This is a genomic window from Pseudomonas sp. LBUM1679 (assembly GCF_059695565.1).
The window spans coordinates 6,984,461-7,000,013 of the sequence record NZ_CP166774.1 but is presented as its reverse complement, the minus strand read 5'-3'; the positions used below and the strand labels follow the sequence as shown (position 1 = coordinate 7,000,013).

At 61.1% G+C, this 15,553-nt stretch carries 15 protein-coding genes, 1 other RNA gene and 1 pseudogene; 12 read left to right on the top strand and 5 right to left on the bottom strand.

Translation table 11 applies throughout. The annotated features are described in order from the left end of the window. The first annotated feature begins 79 nt into the window (after positions 1-79). Positions 80-487, top strand: a complete 408-nt coding sequence (locus ACA062_RS32060; RefSeq protein WP_497454531.1) for a flagellar basal body-associated protein FliL — start codon at positions 80-82, stop codon at positions 485-487. A gap of 156 nt (positions 488-643) precedes the next feature. On the opposite strand, the gene ACA062_RS32055 is transcribed toward ACA062_RS32060, so the two are convergent. Further along, complete coding sequence (locus tag ACA062_RS32055; protein ID WP_497454530.1) at positions 644-1,096, bottom strand: EVE domain-containing protein; 453 nt, start codon at positions 1,094-1,096, stop codon at positions 644-646. A gap of 194 nt (positions 1,097-1,290) precedes the next feature. On the opposite strand from ACA062_RS32055, the gene ACA062_RS32050 reads away from it, so the two are divergent. After that, positions 1,291-1,455 (top strand): hypothetical protein, encoded by a 165-nt coding sequence (locus ACA062_RS32050; RefSeq protein ID WP_497454529.1) that lies wholly within the window; start codon positions 1,291-1,293, stop codon positions 1,453-1,455. 35 nt (positions 1,456-1,490) lie between these two features. Here ACA062_RS32050 and ACA062_RS32045 read toward each other — a convergent pair whose 3' ends face one another. The 4 genes from ACA062_RS32045 to ACA062_RS32030 form a co-directional block, all read right to left on the bottom strand. Next, complete coding sequence (locus ACA062_RS32045; RefSeq protein WP_497454528.1) at positions 1,491-2,096, bottom strand: 5-formyltetrahydrofolate cyclo-ligase; 606 nt, start codon at positions 2,094-2,096, stop codon at positions 1,491-1,493. An 86-nt stretch (positions 2,097-2,182) separates the two neighbouring features. After that, positions 2,183-2,361, bottom strand: a non-coding RNA gene (ssrS, locus tag ACA062_RS32040) — 6S RNA. Between the two features lie 30 nt (positions 2,362-2,391). Continuing rightward, positions 2,392-2,709: a cell division protein ZapA gene (locus ACA062_RS32035; RefSeq protein ID WP_201190290.1), complete on the bottom strand. Its 318-nt coding sequence runs from the start codon at positions 2,707-2,709 to the stop codon at positions 2,392-2,394. Continuing rightward, on the bottom strand, positions 2,706-2,915 hold the full coding sequence (locus tag ACA062_RS32030; protein ID WP_007942437.1) for a TIGR02449 family protein: 210 nt from the start codon (positions 2,913-2,915) through the stop codon (positions 2,706-2,708). The genes ACA062_RS32035 and ACA062_RS32030 overlap by 4 nt, the downstream gene beginning before the upstream one ends. Before the next feature lie 208 nt (positions 2,916-3,123). On the opposite strand from ACA062_RS32030, the gene ACA062_RS32025 reads away from it, so the two are divergent. The 10 genes and pseudogenes from ACA062_RS32025 to gcvP all read left to right on the top strand — a co-directional run bounded on the left by ACA062_RS32025 (position 3,124) and on the right by gcvP (position 15,384). After that, positions 3,124-3,684 carry a YecA/YgfB family protein gene (locus ACA062_RS32025; RefSeq protein ID WP_497454527.1) on the top strand — a complete coding sequence of 187 codons (561 nt, stop codon included), beginning with the start codon at positions 3,124-3,126 and terminating at the stop codon, positions 3,682-3,684. Between the two features lie 27 nt (positions 3,685-3,711). Then, a complete protein-coding gene (pepP, locus tag ACA062_RS32020; RefSeq protein ID WP_497454526.1) occupies positions 3,712-5,046 on the top strand; it encodes a Xaa-Pro aminopeptidase in 1,335 nt (444 codons plus the stop codon). After that, positions 5,043-6,230: a 2-octaprenyl-6-methoxyphenyl hydroxylase gene (gene ubiH / locus ACA062_RS32015; RefSeq protein WP_497454525.1), complete on the top strand. Its 1,188-nt coding sequence runs from the start codon at positions 5,043-5,045 to the stop codon at positions 6,228-6,230. The genes pepP and ubiH overlap by 4 nt, the downstream gene beginning before the upstream one ends. 1 nt (position 6,231) lies before the next feature. Further along, a pseudogene (locus ACA062_RS32010) lies at positions 6,232-6,330 on the top strand (tetrameric acyl-CoA thioesterase); the annotation flags it as partial. Positions 6,331-6,339: 9 nt separating this feature from the next. Beyond that, complete coding sequence (locus ACA062_RS32005; protein ID WP_497457524.1) at positions 6,340-7,557, top strand: 2-octaprenyl-3-methyl-6-methoxy-1,4-benzoquinol hydroxylase; 1,218 nt, start codon at positions 6,340-6,342, stop codon at positions 7,555-7,557. Positions 7,558-7,819: 262 nt separating this feature from the next. Then, positions 7,820-8,824, top strand: coding sequence for an extracellular solute-binding protein (locus ACA062_RS32000; RefSeq protein WP_150765623.1), 1,005 nt, complete (start codon positions 7,820-7,822; stop codon positions 8,822-8,824). Positions 8,825-8,979: 155 nt separating this feature from the next. Continuing rightward, the gene (locus ACA062_RS31995) at positions 8,980-10,596 is read left to right on the top strand and encodes an ABC transporter permease (protein ID WP_497454524.1); all 1,617 of its coding nucleotides are present in this window, start codon (positions 8,980-8,982) and stop codon (positions 10,594-10,596) included. Between the two features lie 148 nt (positions 10,597-10,744). After that, positions 10,745-11,827 carry a glycine cleavage system aminomethyltransferase GcvT gene (gene gcvT, locus ACA062_RS31990; protein ID WP_497454523.1) on the top strand — a complete coding sequence of 361 codons (1,083 nt, stop codon included), beginning with the start codon at positions 10,745-10,747 and terminating at the stop codon, positions 11,825-11,827. Positions 11,828-11,877: 50 nt separating this feature from the next. Beyond that, positions 11,878-12,261 (top strand): glycine cleavage system protein GcvH, encoded by a 384-nt coding sequence (gene gcvH / locus ACA062_RS31985; protein ID WP_497454522.1) that lies wholly within the window; start codon positions 11,878-11,880, stop codon positions 12,259-12,261. A 249-nt stretch (positions 12,262-12,510) separates the two neighbouring features. Next, complete coding sequence (gene gcvP, locus ACA062_RS31980; RefSeq protein WP_497454521.1) at positions 12,511-15,384, top strand: aminomethyl-transferring glycine dehydrogenase; 2,874 nt, start codon at positions 12,511-12,513, stop codon at positions 15,382-15,384. Positions 15,385-15,553: the final 169 nt, after the last annotated feature.

Below are 15,553 nucleotides of genomic sequence, written 5' to 3'. Positions count from 1 at the left end.
CGCCCTGATAGGCCGCCATAAGCTTGTGCTGGCGCGGCGGGTCGATATGCTAGGCCGCAAACCGGATAAGGAGCGAAGTGTGAAAGCGTGGATCATGTTGTTGCTGGCCCTGTCTCTGCCCGTGGCAGCGGTGGCTGAAGAAGCTGAAGAAGGTGCAGCGCCGAAGGTCAATTACATCACCTTGAGCCCGCCGTTCGTGGGTAACTATGGCCTGGACGGTACGCCGAAGCTCAAGGTCTACAAGGCTGATGTGGCATTGCGGGTGACCGGGGACGAGGCGACCAAGCTGGTGAAGGCCAATGAGCCGCTGATTCGTAATCAGTTGGTGGGGTTGTTTGCGCAGCAGACCACCGAGGCGATGAACAATGTCGAGGCCAAGGAGAAGCTGCGTCAGGAGGCTTTGAAGCAGACCCGGCAAGTGATGAGCGACGAGACCGGCAAGCCGGTGGTTGAGGATTTGTTGTTCAACAACCTCATTATCCAGTAAGAACTTCGTTGTCCGGGGTGGCCTCATCGTCGGAACGCCGCCCGGAGCAAGCTCGCTCCCACAGGTTTCTGTGGTGAACACATAATCGTGCTCCCACACAAATACTTGTGGGAGCGGGCTTGCCCGCGATGACATTTGGAGTAGCGCTGGAGAGTTTTACGGCTTGAGCGCAATCACCGCCGCCCATTGCTCAGGGGTAACCGGCATCACCGACAGCCTCGACCCTTTCTGGACCAACGGCATCTGCGCCAGTGCCGTCTGCTGCTTCAGATAATCCAGCTTCAACACGTTGGAAAACGTCTCGACATGCGCGACCTCAATCGCGCTCCAGGCGTTTTTCTCTGCCGTTGCCTTCGGGTCGAAGTAATGACTCTCCGGCTCGAGCGCCGTCGGGTCCGGGTACGCGGCTTCGACAATCTTGCCGATTCCGGCAATGCCCGGTTCGGGGCAGCTGGAGTGGTAAAAGAAAAACGCGTCGCCCACCGCCATGGCCCGCAGGAAATTGCGTGCCTGGTAGTTGCGAACCCCGTCCCAGCGCGCTTTGCCGAGCTTCTCCAGATCCTTGATCGAGAGTTCATCGGGCTCGGATTTCATCAGCCAATAGGCCATGGTTTTGCTCCTTGCGAGGTAAGTGGGCAAGTTGTCCGGCAATTTTATGACAAACCGACGGTCGGTTGACGCCAGCGTTTGCGTGTCGGTTCACGTTGTCGCAGAATGCCGCCCTTCTCAGCTAGACGCTGCTGCACGGCCTACAACGGAAACCGCTGCTGTCATCGTGTTGATGTGCCTTTGGGGGGCAATCGATGAAACGCAAACCGGATTTACTATGGATTTTGGTGATTTTGTTCGGCCTCGGCGTGGTGACCACCGGCTATGCCCAAAGCCTGTGGAACAACACCCCCGATGCACCGATCGAGATCGCGCAGCAAACGCAACAGCTACAACAGCCGTTGGCCTTCAAGCGCTGAAGCTGTCTTGCCGACGCCGCTGATCGCAGTGGCGTCTAGCCTGCGTAATACCAGGCCTTGTCCGTCACCGTTCCCTGTAACGGCACATCCCAGCTGGCCTGAGCCAATCGTTCTACCTTCTGACACTCATGGGCCAGGCCCAATAACGTCGGCTTGCGCCAGTTTTTGCGCCGCGCCAGGTACGCCAGGCTGCGATCGTAGAAGCCGCCGCCCATGCCCAGGCGTCCGCCGACATCGTCAAACCCGACCAGTGGCAGCAGCACCAGGTCCAGCGCCCAGACTTTGCGTTGTCGGGCGAGGTTATGCCGGGGTTCGAGAATGCGGAAACGATTGAGTTTGAGCTTTTCGCCAGGACGAATTCGCTGGAACACCATTTTGGTTCGCGGCCAGGCACTGAGCACCGGCAGATAGGTGGCCTTGCCTCGGCGTTGCGCGGCACGCAGCAGCACACGCGGATCGATTTCACCGTCGGTAGGCAGGTACAGCGAGATGTGTTTGGCGCGCCGGAACAAAGGCTGTTGGGCCAGTTGCTTGTACAGCCCGCGAGCAGCCTGGCGCTGTTGACTGGGGGTCAATGCGCGGCGGGCCTTGCGCAGCATGCGTCGAAGTTGCGGGCGGGGCAGCAGCGCAGGTTCGGTCATGTATTCCGGCTTCGGCAGGGCGAGTACGTAAAGCGTACCCGTAAAAAAGCCGATGCCGGTATTTAAACCGGCATCGGGCTGGAATCAGGCTCCCCGGATGTACCGCTGCTGACTTAGCCCTTGAACCCGAAAGTTCAAGGTGGAAGATGCAGTAGGCTTTAAGGCTTTCCGTCTAGCGGACATGCACACCAGCCCAACGTGCAACCTCCAGGGTAGTGCGAATCGGCTCAGGGACGTGGTCAACTGGCAAGCACCCCAGGGAGTGATGCGAGTATACCTCATGCGGTGAGACGAATCAGCCCTTGGTGACGTCCGGATCGGTGGCGAGCACCAGATCGACGCGATCCAGCAGGTCGCGAACCTGCTCCCGGGTCGAGCCATTGGCCTGCACATCCGGTCGTTCTTCCTTGTGCAGGAGATCGTGGGTGATGTTCAGCGCGGCCATCACGGCGATGCGATCGGCGCCGATGACTTTGCCGCTGCTGCGGATTTCGCGCATCTTGCCGTCCAGGTAACGGGCCGCGCTCACCAGATTGCTGCGCTCTTCCTGGGGGCAGATGATCGAATATTCTTTGTCGAGGATCTGCACGGTAACGCTATTGCTTGAACTCATGAGTCTTGCTCCAGGGCCTTGAGGCGCGAAATCATTGATTCGACCTTACGCCGGGCGATTTCGTTCTTTTCAATGAGGTGAGCGCGTTCCTCGCGCCAGGTCTTTTCCTGAGCTAATAGGAGTCCGTTTTGACTCTTTAGTTGCTCGACTCGGCTAATTAGCAGCTCGAGCCTGGCCATCAGTGCTTGCAGGTCGGTGTCTTCCATTGTCTTCACTGTCTGATGGGGGTTGGACTGTAGGAGCGAGCTTGCTCGTGATGAGCCCGAGAACGCCGCGGGGTTTCAGGTTCCCAGCGTTATCGTTGGCGACCATCGTCGGAACGCCGCCCGGAACAAGCTCGCTCCTACAGGGGTAGTCGATGTAGGATACAAGGCCTTCATTCTAGACATAGCGCCGTCTGGCGCCTAGCTGCCCATGCCCATTCAGAATTCTCCGTACCAAGCCTTCGCCACGCTGCTGAAAACCAGCGGCCATCCTGTCTCGCCTGCCGAACTGCATGGCCTGCTGCTCGGTCGCAGTTGCGCCGGTGCCGGTTTCGATGCCGAAGGCTGGCTGGTCGATGCCGCCGAGCTGCTCGAAAGCGAGCCGCAAGATAATGTCCGCAACGCCTTGATCGGCTTGCAGGAGATGGTCAAGGGCGAGCTCACCGGCGACGACGTGACCGTCGTTTTGCTGCTGCCGACCGATGACGAGCCACTGGCCGACCGCGCCGCCGCACTGGGCCAATGGTGCCAGGGCTTCCTCAGCGGTTTCGGCCTGAACTGCCGTGACAGCAGCATGCTGAGCACCGAGGCCACCGAAGTACTTCAGGATCTGGCGGCTATTTCACAGGTGCAAGACGCCCTGGAAGAATCCGACGATGGCGAGAGCGATTACATGGAAGTCATGGAATACCTGCGCGTCGCGCCGCTGCTGCTGTTTACCGAGACCAAAAAGCCGGATGCGCCGGCTGCCGCCAAACCGTCGTTGCACTAATCGCGAGCCAGGAATAGCCATCTGCCCATGATTCATATCCCGAAATCGGAATACAGCCGTCGCCGCAAGGCCCTGATGGCGCAGATGGTACCCAACAGCATCGCCATACTGCCTGCCTCCGCGGTAGCCATCCGCAACCGCGACGTAGAGCACGTCTACCGGCAGGACAGCGATTTCCAGTACCTCAGCGGTTTCCCCGAGCCGCAGGCCGTCATTGTGCTGATGCCCGGTCGCGAACATGGCGAATACGTGTTGTTCTGCCGTGAACGCAATGCCGAACGAGAGCTGTGGGACGGCCTGCGTGCCGGCCAGGAAGGCGCGATCCGCGACTTCGGCGCCGACGACGCCTTTCCCATCACCGACATCGACGACATCCTGCCGGGCCTGATCGAAGGGCGCGACCGGGTGTATTCGGCCATGGGCAGCAACCCGGAATTCGATCGGCACCTGATGGACTGGATCAACGTAATCCGCTCTAAAGCACACCTCGGCGCCCAGCCGCCGAACGAATTCGTTGCCCTGGATCATCTGCTTCACGACATGCGCCTGTATAAATCGGCGGCAGAAGTGAAGGTGATGCGCGAGGCCGCTCGAATTTCCGCCCAGGCACACATCCGCGCGATGCAGGCCAGCCGGGCCGGGCTGCATGAGTTCAGTCTCGAAGCCGAACTCGACTACGAATTCCGCAAGGGCGGGGCGAAAATGCCGGCCTATGGCTCGATCGTCGCCTCAGGGCGCAACAGCTGCATCCTGCATTACCAGCAGAATGATGCGGTGCTCAAGGACGGTGATCTGGTGCTGATCGATGCCGGCTGCGAGATCGATTGCTACGCCAGCGACATCACCCGCACCTGGCCGGTCAACGGCAAGTATTCACCCGAGCAGAAGGCGATCTACGAGTTGGTGCTGGCGGCTCAGGAAGCCGCCTTTGCCGAGATCGCCCCGGACAAACACTGGAACCAGGCCCACGAAGCCACGGTCCGGGTGATAACCGCGGGTCTGGTGAAGCTGGGCCTGTTACAAGGTGACGTTGATGAATTGATCGCCCGCGAAGCCCATAAAGCGTTTTACATGCACCGCGCCGGTCACTGGTTGGGCATGGATGTGCACGACGTCGGCGAGTACAAGGTCGGCGGTGAATGGCGCGTGCTGGAAGTCGGCATGGCGCTGACCGTGGAACCGGGCATCTACATTGCCCCGGACAACCAGAACGTAGCGAAGAAATGGCGCGGCATTGGCGTGCGCATCGAGGACGACGTAGTGGTCACCAAAACCGGCTGTGAAATCCTGACCCATGGCGTGCCGAAAACGGTCGCCGAGATCGAGGCCTTGATGGCCGCCGCACGGACACAAGCGGCATGAGTCGAGTCAATCTGGCAATCATCGGTGGCGGTCTGGTCGGTGCCAGCCTGGCATTGGCCTTGCAGGCCGGGGCCAAGGCCCGTGGCTGGAAGATCGTGCTGATCGAACCCTTTGCTCCGGGCGACACCTACCAGCCGAGCTACGATGCCCGCTCTTCGGCGCTGTCGTACGGCGCTCGGCAGATTTATCAAAGGCTGGGCGTGTGGCAGGAAATTTCCCGCCGCGCCGAGCCGATCAAGCAGATTCATGTCTCCGACCGCGGACGTTTCTCCACCGCGCGCCTGTCGGCGATGGAAGAGGGCGTACCGGCGCTGGGCTATGTGGTGGAAAACGCCTGGCTCGGCCAATGCCTCTGGCAAGGCCTGGACAAGGATGTGATCAGCTGGCGTTGTCCGGCGGAGGTCACGCGCATGGAGCCGTTGACCGATGGCTATCGCCTGGTCCTCAACGATGAAACCACCCTGGAATGCGACCTTGCGGTGCTCGCTGATGGCGGCCGTTCCGGCCTGCGCGAGCAATTGGGCATCGGCATCAAGACCCGTCCCTATCACCAGAGCGCGCTGATCGCCAACGTCACGCCGAGTGAAGCGCACAACGGCATGGCCTTCGAGCGCTTCACGGATGAGGGGCCGATGGCGTTGTTGCCATTGCCGGACAACCGCTGTGCGTTGATCTGGACCCGTCTGGGCATGGACGCGCAACGGCTGGCGGCGCTTGATGAGCGAAGTTTCCTCAGCGAGTTGCAGGGCGTGTTCGGTTATCGTCTCGGGACTTTGAAGCAGGTGGGTGTACGGCATCTGTATCCGCTGTCTTTGATCGAGGCCGAAGAGCAGGTGCGTCCGCATCTGGCAATACTGGGCAATGCCGCTCACAGCCTGCACCCGATTGCAGGGCAAGGTTTCAATTTGTCCCTGCGCGATGCCCAGGCATTGGCCGAAGCGCTGCTGGGCAGCGAAAACCCGCCCGGCGACTTCGCCACCCTGCAGGCCTACCGCGAACGCCAGCGTCTGGATCAGAGCCTGACCGTGGGCTTCTCCGATCAGGTCACCCGCTTGTTCGGCAGCACCCAGCCGCTGGTTTCCCTGGGCCGCAATATCGGCCTGCTCGGTCTCGATCTGCTGCCACCGGCCAAGCGCTGGTTCGCGCGACAGGCCATGGGGCTGGGTACGCGTCCTGATGGTTAAGCAGTTGCAGCTCGATATTCACGACGGCTCCGGCACTCTGGTGGCGCGGGCCGAGAAAACCCTTTACGTGCGGCTCAAGCCGCAAGCGAGACAGGCTTAAAGCATGGAAATGCGCGCAGATCTGCTGATTGTCGGGGCCGGAATGGTGGGTAGCGCCCTGGCGCTGGCATTGCAGGACAGCGGGCTGGAAGTCTTGCTGCTCGACGGCAGCCCGATGACCGTCAAACCCTTTGACGCACAGGCTCCATTCGAACCTCGGGTGAGCGCATTGTCGATCGCCAGCCAGCGGATTCTCGATCGCCTGGGCGTCTGGGATGGCATCGTCGATCGGCGCAGCAGTCCTTACACCGACATGCATGTCTGGGACGGCAGCGGTACCGGGCAGATCCATTTCTCGGCGACCAGCGTGCATGCGCAAGTGCTCGGGCATATCGTCGAGAACCGCGTGGTGCAGGATGCCTTGCTCGACCGCCTGCACGACTGCGACCTGGGGATGCTGGCCAATGCGCGTCTGGAGCAGATGCGCCGCTCCGGCGACGACTGGCTGCTGACGTTGGCCGATGGCCGCACCTTGCGCGCGCCGTTGGTCATCGCCGCCGATGGTGCCAACTCGGCAGTGCGGCGCCTGGCTGGCGTAGCGACCCGCGAGTGGGATTACCTGCACCACGCGATCGTGACCAGCGTGCGCAGCACCGAACCTCATCGAATGACCGCCTGGCAGCGTTTCACTGATGACGGTCCATTGGCATTTCTGCCGCTGGAGCGTGACGGTCAGCAGGACTGGTGTTCGATCGTCTGGTCGACCACGCCGAGCGAAGCCGAACGCCTGATGACGCTGGACGACGCCGGTTTCTGCAAGGAACTGGAGCGCGCCTTCGAAGGTCGGCTGGGCACCGTGCTCAGCGCCGATCCGCGACTGTGCGTGCCGCTGCGTCAACGCCATGCCAAGCGCTACGTGGCTGAAGGCCTGGCGTTGATCGGCGATGCGGCCCATACCATTCACCCATTGGCCGGGCAGGGGGTGAACCTCGGTTTCCTCGATGCCGCCGTGCTGGCCGAGGTGCTGTTGCAAGCGGCTGCCCGTGGCGAGCGATTGGCGGATGTGAAAGTGCTCAGTCGTTATGAGCGTCGGCGCATGCCGCATAATCTGGCGTTGATGGCGGCGATGGAAGGCTTTGAACGGTTATTCCAGGCTGACCCGCTGCCGGTGCGCTGGTTGCGTAATGCGGGGTTGAAGATGGTTGATCAGATGCCAGAGGCGAAGGCGTTGTTTGTGCGTGAGGCGTTGGGGTTGATTGGGGATCTGCCGGCACTTGCCAAAGCCTGACATCTTCGCTGAGGCTGATGGCCCCTTCGTCGGAACGCCGCCCGGGGCAAGCCCGCTCCCACAAGGGTCTTTAGCGCTCACATATAAAGCATTAACACCCAAATACCTGTGGGAGCGGGCTTGCCCGCGATGGCGTCGTTAAATCCACCACAAATTTCAAACTGTGCAACATCTGGTAACTCCTCCACCCACTGTTCGATTGAGAAGGCAAATGTGAGTCCTTATCATTTGTTCTCACTTTTTCAATCGAGAGACCGCGCCCATGTTGGCACCCAAGCGTCTACTGACCGCACTGGCCCTGACCCTGATCGGCAGCACCCTTGCCCAGGCCGCCGACGAGGTGGTGGTCTACTCCTCGCGTATCGATGAGCTGATCAAGCCGGTGTTCGATGCCTATACCGCGAAAACCGGGGTACAGGTGAAGTTCATCACCGACAAGGAAGCGCCGTTGATGCAGCGGATCAAGGCCGAGGGCGAGAATGCCACCGCCGACCTGCTGCTGACCGTCGATGCCGGCAATCTCTGGCAGGCCGAGCAGATGGGCATCCTGCAACCCTTCACCTCGAAAACCATCGACGCCAACATCCCGCTGCAATATCGCTCCTCCGCCCATGCCTGGACCGGCCTGAGCCTGCGGGCGCGGACCATCGCCTACTCCACCGATCGGGTGAAACCCGGTGAACTGACCACCTATGAAGGTCTGGCCGACAAGAATTGGGAAGGTCGCCTGTGCCTGCGCACGGCGAAGAAGGTCTACAACCAGTCCCTGACCGCCACCATGATCGAAGTCCACGGTGCCGACAAAACCGAGAAGATCCTCAAGGGCTGGGTCAACAACCTGTCCACCGACGTGTTCTCCGACGACGTTGCGGTGCTGGAAGCGATCAATGCGGGCCAGTGCGACGTCGGTATCGTCAACACCTACTACTATGGCCGCCTGCACAAGCAGAAGCCTGACCTGGCGGTGAAGCTGTTCTGGCCAAACCAGGGCGACCGTGGCGTGCACGTCAACCTGTCGGGCATCGGCCTGACCAAACATGCTCCGCACCCGGAAGCGGCCAAGGCGCTGGTCGAGTGGATGACCACGCCTGAGGCGCAGAAGATCTTCGCCGACGTGAACCAGGAATTCCCGGCCAACCCCGCCGTGCAGCCCTCCGCTGAAGTGGCGAGCTGGGGCAAGTTCGTCGCCGATACCTTGCCGGTGGAAATTGCCGGCAAGCGTCAGGCTGAAGCGATTCGCATGATGGATCGGGCTGGCTGGAACTGAGTTTTTACCGTTAAAGATCAAAAGATCGCAGCCTTCGGCAGCTCCTACAGGGTGAACACCATCCCAATGTAGGAGCTGCCGCAGGCTCGGGCCGCGTTCGGACGATCTTTTTGCGTTTTCCCTACACTTGACGATTTCCTTGCGAGAGACCTTCCTTGGCCCACCCCGCCCAACGCCGCTGGTATCCCCTGGTCTTCGCCATCGCTGCGCTGGTCCTGCTGCCCCTCAGCGTCTTGCTGTTGTCATGGCAAACCATCGACCAACAGATCTGGTCCCACCTCTGGGATACCCAGATGTCGCGCCTGCTCGGCAACACCCTGACGTTGGTCCTCGGCGTCGGTGTCGGCGTAACGGTCCTGGGTGTGAGCCTGGCCTGGCTCACCAGCCTCTGCGAATTCCCCGGTCGGCGTTGGCTGGACTGGGCCTTGATGCTGCCGTTCGCGATTCCCGCTTATGTGTTGGCATTCGTTTTTGTGGGTTTGCTGGATTTTGCAGGCCCGGTGCAAACCCTGCTGCGCGAATGGTTCGGCAGCGGCATGAGATGGCCGCGAGTGCGCTCCACCGGCGGGGTGATTGTGGTGCTGGTGCTGGTTTTCTATCCCTATGTGTACCTGTTGGCGCGAACCGCGTTCCTGGCCCAGGGCAAAGGCTTGATGGAAGCGGCACGGGTTCTGGGGCAATCGCCGTGGCAGGCGTTCTGGCGGGTGGCCTTGCCGATGGCACGCCCAGCCATCGGTGCGGGCGTGGCATTGGCGTTGATGGAAACCCTGGCCGATTTCGGCGCCGTGTCGGTGTTCAACTTCGACACGTTCACCACCGCCATCTACAAAACCTGGTACGGATTCTTCAGCCTCTCGACTGCCGCGCAACTGGCCAGCCTGCTGTTGCTGGTGGTGATGGTCGTGTTGTACGGCGAGCGTCGCGCCCGCGGGGCGAATCGGGCGAGCAACGAGCGACCTCGGGTCAAGGCGTTGTATCACCTGCATGGCTTCAAGGCGCTGGCCGCCATGATGTGGTGCGGCCTGGTCTTCGCCTGTGCCTTCGTGATTCCGATGCTGCAACTGGTGGTGTGGTTCTGGCAGCGCGGGCGCTTCGATCTGGATGAGCGTTACGCCGGGCTGATCGTCCATACCTTGTACCTGGGTGGGATGGCGGCGCTGATCACCGTCGGTGTCGCCCTGGTGCTGGCGTTTGCCCGCAGGCTGGCACCGACCCGGGCGATACGTTCCGGTGTCAGCCTGGCCAACCTCGGCTACGCCTTGCCCGGTTCGGTGCTGGCCGTGTCGATCATGCTGGCGTTCAGTTACCTGGATCGCGAGCTGGTGATCCCGTTCTCGAACTGGCTCGGTGGCGCCGGTAAACCCTTGCTGCTCGGCAGTCTGTCAGCCTTGTTGCTGGCCTATCTGGTGCGGTTCATCGCCGTCGCCTACGGGCCGCTGGAAAGTAGCCTGGCGCGAATACGGCCATCTTTGCCCGAAGCGGCACGCAGCCTTGGCGTGAGCGGGCCACGACTGTTTTTCAAAGTGTATCTGCCGTTATTGGTGCCTGGCACCCTGAGCGCCGGTTTGCTGGTGTTCGTCGACGTGCTCAAGGAAATGCCTGCAACCCTGCTGATGCGCCCGTTTGGCTGGGACACGCTGGCGGTGCGCATCTTCGAAATGACCAGCGAAGGAGAGTGGGCGAGGGCGTCGTTGCCGGCACTGACGCTGGTCCTGGTCGGCTTGTTACCGGTCATCGGATTGATAAGACGTTCAGCGCATCGAAACAGCTAGGTGTCAGTCCTACACCTTGAGGCTACAATGCGCGGCATTCGGTGCGGTCCGTCCTACAGACCCGGTAGCTGAAATCGGCTGAAAGCCTTTTATTTCAAGGCCGTGCAGCACCGGCCCGCACCTTCGCCACGCCCGGAAGGAGAAACCCATGGGACAGCGTACGCCTCTGTATGACCTTCATCTCGCCCTCGGTGCGAAGATGGTCGATTTTGGCGGTTGGGATATGCCTCTGCATTACGGCTCGCAGGTCGAGGAGCACCATCAGGTGCGCCGCGATTGCGGGGTTTTCGATGTATCCCACATGACCGTGATCGATGTCAGCGGCCCCCAGGCGAAGGCCTGGCTCCAGCATTTGCTGGCCAATGACGTCGAGCGTCTGCACAGCCCTGGCCGTGCCTTGTACAGCACCATGCTCAATGAGCGCGGGGGCATCGTCGACGACATGATCGTCTATCGCCTCGACGACGGTTATCGGCTGGTGGTCAACGCCTCCACCCGTAATCAGGACCTGGTCTGGATGCAGGCCCACCTCGGTGACTATGACGTGCAACTCAATGAGCGCTCGGAGTTGGCGATGCTGGCCATTCAAGGTCCTCAGGCCCGGCAAAAAATCGCTGAACTGGTGACTCAGTCCCGCGGCAATCTGATCCAGCTGCTCAAGCCTTTTGAAGGCCAGCCCGACGGTGACTGGTTTATCGCGCGCACCGGTTACACCGGTGAAGACGGTCTGGAAATCATTTTGCCGGCCGACCAGGCGCCAGGATTCTTCAACGACCTGGTGGGGGCGGGCATTTCCCCCATCGGCCTCGGCGCGCGGGATACCTTGCGTGTCGAAGCAGGCATGAACCTTTACGGTCAGGACATTCATCAAGACGTTTCGCCGCTGGCCTCCAACATGGCCTGGAGCATTGCCTGGGAGCCGGCCACACGTCAGTTCATCGGTCGCACTGCCCTGGAAGCCGAGCGGGCCGGTGGTGTACAGCATAAACTGGTCGGTCTGGTCCTTGAGGAGCGTGGGGTTTTGCGCGCTCATCAGGTGGTTCGCATCGCCAATGTTGGCGAAGGGGAGATCACCAGTGGTAGTTTCTCTCCTACGCTAAGCAAGTCGATAGCACTGGCGCGCGTGCCGATGGCAACTGCCGACCGCGCTGAAGTGGAAATCCGTGGCAAGTGGTACCCGGTCCGAGTGGTCAAACCGACCTTCGTACGCCATGGCAAAACCTTGATCTAACCTTTTCTGGCGGGCAACGACCGCTGACATTTTTCTTGAGGACACAGAATATGAGCGATATCCCTGCCGACCTGCGTTTTGCCGAAAGTCACGAATGGGCCCGCCTGGAAGCCGATGGCACCGTCACCGTGGGCATCAGCGATCACGCTCAGGAAGCCTTGGGCGATGTGGTGTTCGTTGAGCTGACCGAAGTCGGAAAAGTCTTCGCTGCCGGTGATCAATCCGGTGTGGTGGAGTCGGTTAAAGCGGCTTCCGATATCTATTCACCGATTGCCGGTGAAGTGATCGCGGTCAACGAAGACCTGGGCGCTTCGCCTGAGTCGCTCAACACCGACCCGTATGGCGCTTGGATCTTCAAGCTCAAGCCAAGCAACGCCGGTGATCTGGACAAGCTGCTCGACGCGGCGGGTTACAAGGCTGCCATTGGCGAGTAAGCCTCAAGCGACCTCCCGAAGCCCCGACTCGTCGGGGCTTTTTTTCGCCTGACGATAATCCCTGTAGGAGCGAGGCTTGCCCGCGAAGGCGGTGTGCCAGTCGATAGCTGATTGGTTGACGCACCGCCTTCGCGGGCAAGTCGGATCGCCGCCCGCTCGCTCCTACAGGGGTTCGCTGTCGGCATCGGCTGCTATGCTGGTTTGACCGTGTTGCATCGACGTTGAGCGCCAGTCAAGAGAGAGCCCGTCATGTCCCAGTTGCCGTCCTTGAGCCAGTTACGCGACCCCAATGCCTTTCTTCGCCGCCATCTCGGGCCCGATGCCGCCGAGCAGCAGGCCATGCTCGACAGCCTCGGCCTCGGCAGCCGGGTCGAGTTGATCGAGCAGACGGTGCCACCGGGAATCCGCCTGAACCGCGCGCTGGACCTGCCCCCCGCCCTCGACGAAGAAGCCGCGCTGGCCAAGCTTCGCGGTTACGCCGAGCAGAACCAGGTCTGGACCAGCCTGATCGGGATGGGCTACCACGCCACCCTCACCCCGCCTGTCATTGTGCGCAACGTGCTGGAAAATCCCGGCTGGTACACCGCCTACACACCCTATCAACCGGAGATCGCCCAAGGGCGGCTCGAAGCGCTGCTCAACTTCCAGCAATTGACCATCGACCTCACGGGGCTGGAACTGGCCAACGCCTCGCTGCTGGATGAAGCCACCGCAGCGGCGGAAGCCATGGCACTGGCCAAGCGTGTCGCCAAGTCCAGGAGCAATCTGTTCTTCGTTGACGAAAACTGTCATCCGCAGACGATTTCCGTGGTGCAGACCCGTGCCGAAGGCTTCGGTTTCGAGCTGGTCATCGACGCTGTGGATAACTTGAAACAGCACCAGGTGTTCGGCGCGCTGCTGCAATACCCCGATACCCATGGCGAGATCCGCGATCTGCGACCCTTGATCGATCACCTGCATGCCCAGCAGGCCCTGGCCTGTGTCGCCACCGATCTGCTGAGCCTGCTGTTGCTGACTCCGCCAGGGGAGTTGGGCGCCGATGTGGTGTTCGGCTCATCCCAGCGCTTCGGCGTGCCCATGGGCTACGGCGGGCCCCACGCGGCGTTTTTTGCCAGTCGCGATGAGTACAAGCGAGCGATTCCCGGGCGGATCATCGGCGTGTCGAAAGATGCTCGCGGCAATGTCGCTTTGCGCATGGCCCTGCAAACCCGCGAGCAACACATCCGCCGGGAGAAGGCCAATTCGAACATCTGCACTGCCCAGGTACTGCTGGCCAACATCGCCAGCTTCTACGCGGTCTACCACGGCCCGGAAGGGCTGAAGCGGATTGCACAGCGGGTTCATCGGCTGACCTGCATCCTCGCCGAGGGCCTTGCGCGACATGGCATCACCCGCCTCAACCAGCATTTTTTCGACACACTGACCCTGGAGGTCGGTGGCACTCAGACTGCAATCATCGAAAGCGCCCAGGCCGTGCAGATCAACTTGCGCATTCTCGGGCGTGGGCAGTTGGGTCTGAGCCTCGACGAAACCTCTGACGAGCGCACCGTGGCAAAATTGTTCGATGTATTTCTCGGTGCCGATCATGGGCTCAACGTCGACGAACTGGACGCCGAAACCCTGGATTGCGGCATTCCTGACGGGCTGATGCGGACCTCACCTTATTTACGTCACCCGGTGTTCAGCGCACACCACAGCGAAACGGAGATGCTGCGTTACCTCAAACAATTGGAAAACAAAGACCTGGCGCTCAATCAATCGATGATCCCGCTCGGCTCCTGCACCATGAAACTCAATGCCACCAGCGAGATGATTCCCATCACCTGGCCACAATTCGCCAACCTGCACCCTTTTGTGCCGAAAGAACAGGCGGTCGGCTATTCGCTGATGATCGAGGAGTTGGAACGCTGGCTCTGTGCGATTACCGGTTTCGATGCGATCTGCATGCAACCCAACTCCGGCGCCCAGGGCGAGTACGCCGGGTTGCTGGCGATCCGCAAATATCATGAGAGCCGCCAGCAGGGGGCGCGGGATATCTGCCTGATCCCGTCTTCGGCCCATGGCACCAACCCGGCCTCGGCGCAAATGGCCGGGATGCGAGTGGTGATCGTCGAGTGCGACGAGGCGGGTAACGTCGATCTGGATGACCTGAAACAAAAAGCCGCTGCCGCCTCGGACAAACTCGCCTGCCTGATGGCGACTTATCCTTCGACCCACGGCGTGTACGAGGAAGGCATCAGTGAAATCTGTGAAGTGATCCACAGTCACGGCGGCCAGGTGTACATGGATGGCGCCAACCTCAATGCGCAGGTCGGGCTCGCCCGGCCGGCGGACATTGGCGCCGATGTGTCCCACATGAACCTGCACAAGACCTTCTGCATTCCTCATGGCGGGGGCGGGCCGGGCATGGGGCCGATTGGCGTGCGCGCTCATCTGGCGCCGTTCGTGGCCAATCACCCGGTGGTACCGCTCGAAGGGCCACTGCCGGAGAACGGTGCCGTCAGCGCGGCGCCCTGGGGCAGCGCGAGCATTCTGCCGATCAGCTGGATGTACATCGCCATGATGGGCCCGCAACTGGCGGACGCCAGCGAGGTGGCGATCCTCGCCGCGAATTACCTCGCGCAGCATTTGTCCGGCGCTTTTCCGGTGCTCTATACCGGACGTAACGAACGGGTGGCCCACGAATGCATCCTCGACCTGCGACCGCTCAAAGTGTTGACCGGGATCAGTGAAGAGGACGTGGCCAAGCGCCTGATGGACTACGGCTTCCACGCGCCGACCATGTCGTTTCCGGTGCCGGGGACGCTGATGGTCGAACCGACCGAGAGTGAATCGAAGGCCGAGCTGGATCGTTTCATCGGAGCGATGCTGAGCATCCGCGCGGAAATCACCGAGGTGCAGAACGGCAACTGGTCGGCCGAAGACAACCCGCTGAAACGTTCGCCGCACACCTTGGCTGACATCACCGGGGTGTGGGAGCGGCCTTACAGCATCGAGCAGGCGGTGACGCCGGATGCGCACACCAAGGCGCACAAATATTGGCCGGTGGTGAATCGAGTGGACAATGTTTACGGCGATCGCAATCTGTTCTGTGCGTGTGTGCCGGTGGATGATTACCGCTAAACCGCGGGACACACGCAAACCCTGTGGGAGCGGGCTTGCCCGCGATGGCGTACTGTCAGTCGACATCAGTGTTGAGGCTAATGGCCTCATCGCGGGCAAGCCCGCTCCCACAGGGTTTTGTGTAGGTCCATAAAAAATGCCGCTCATGGGAGCGGCATTTTTTGTTCAG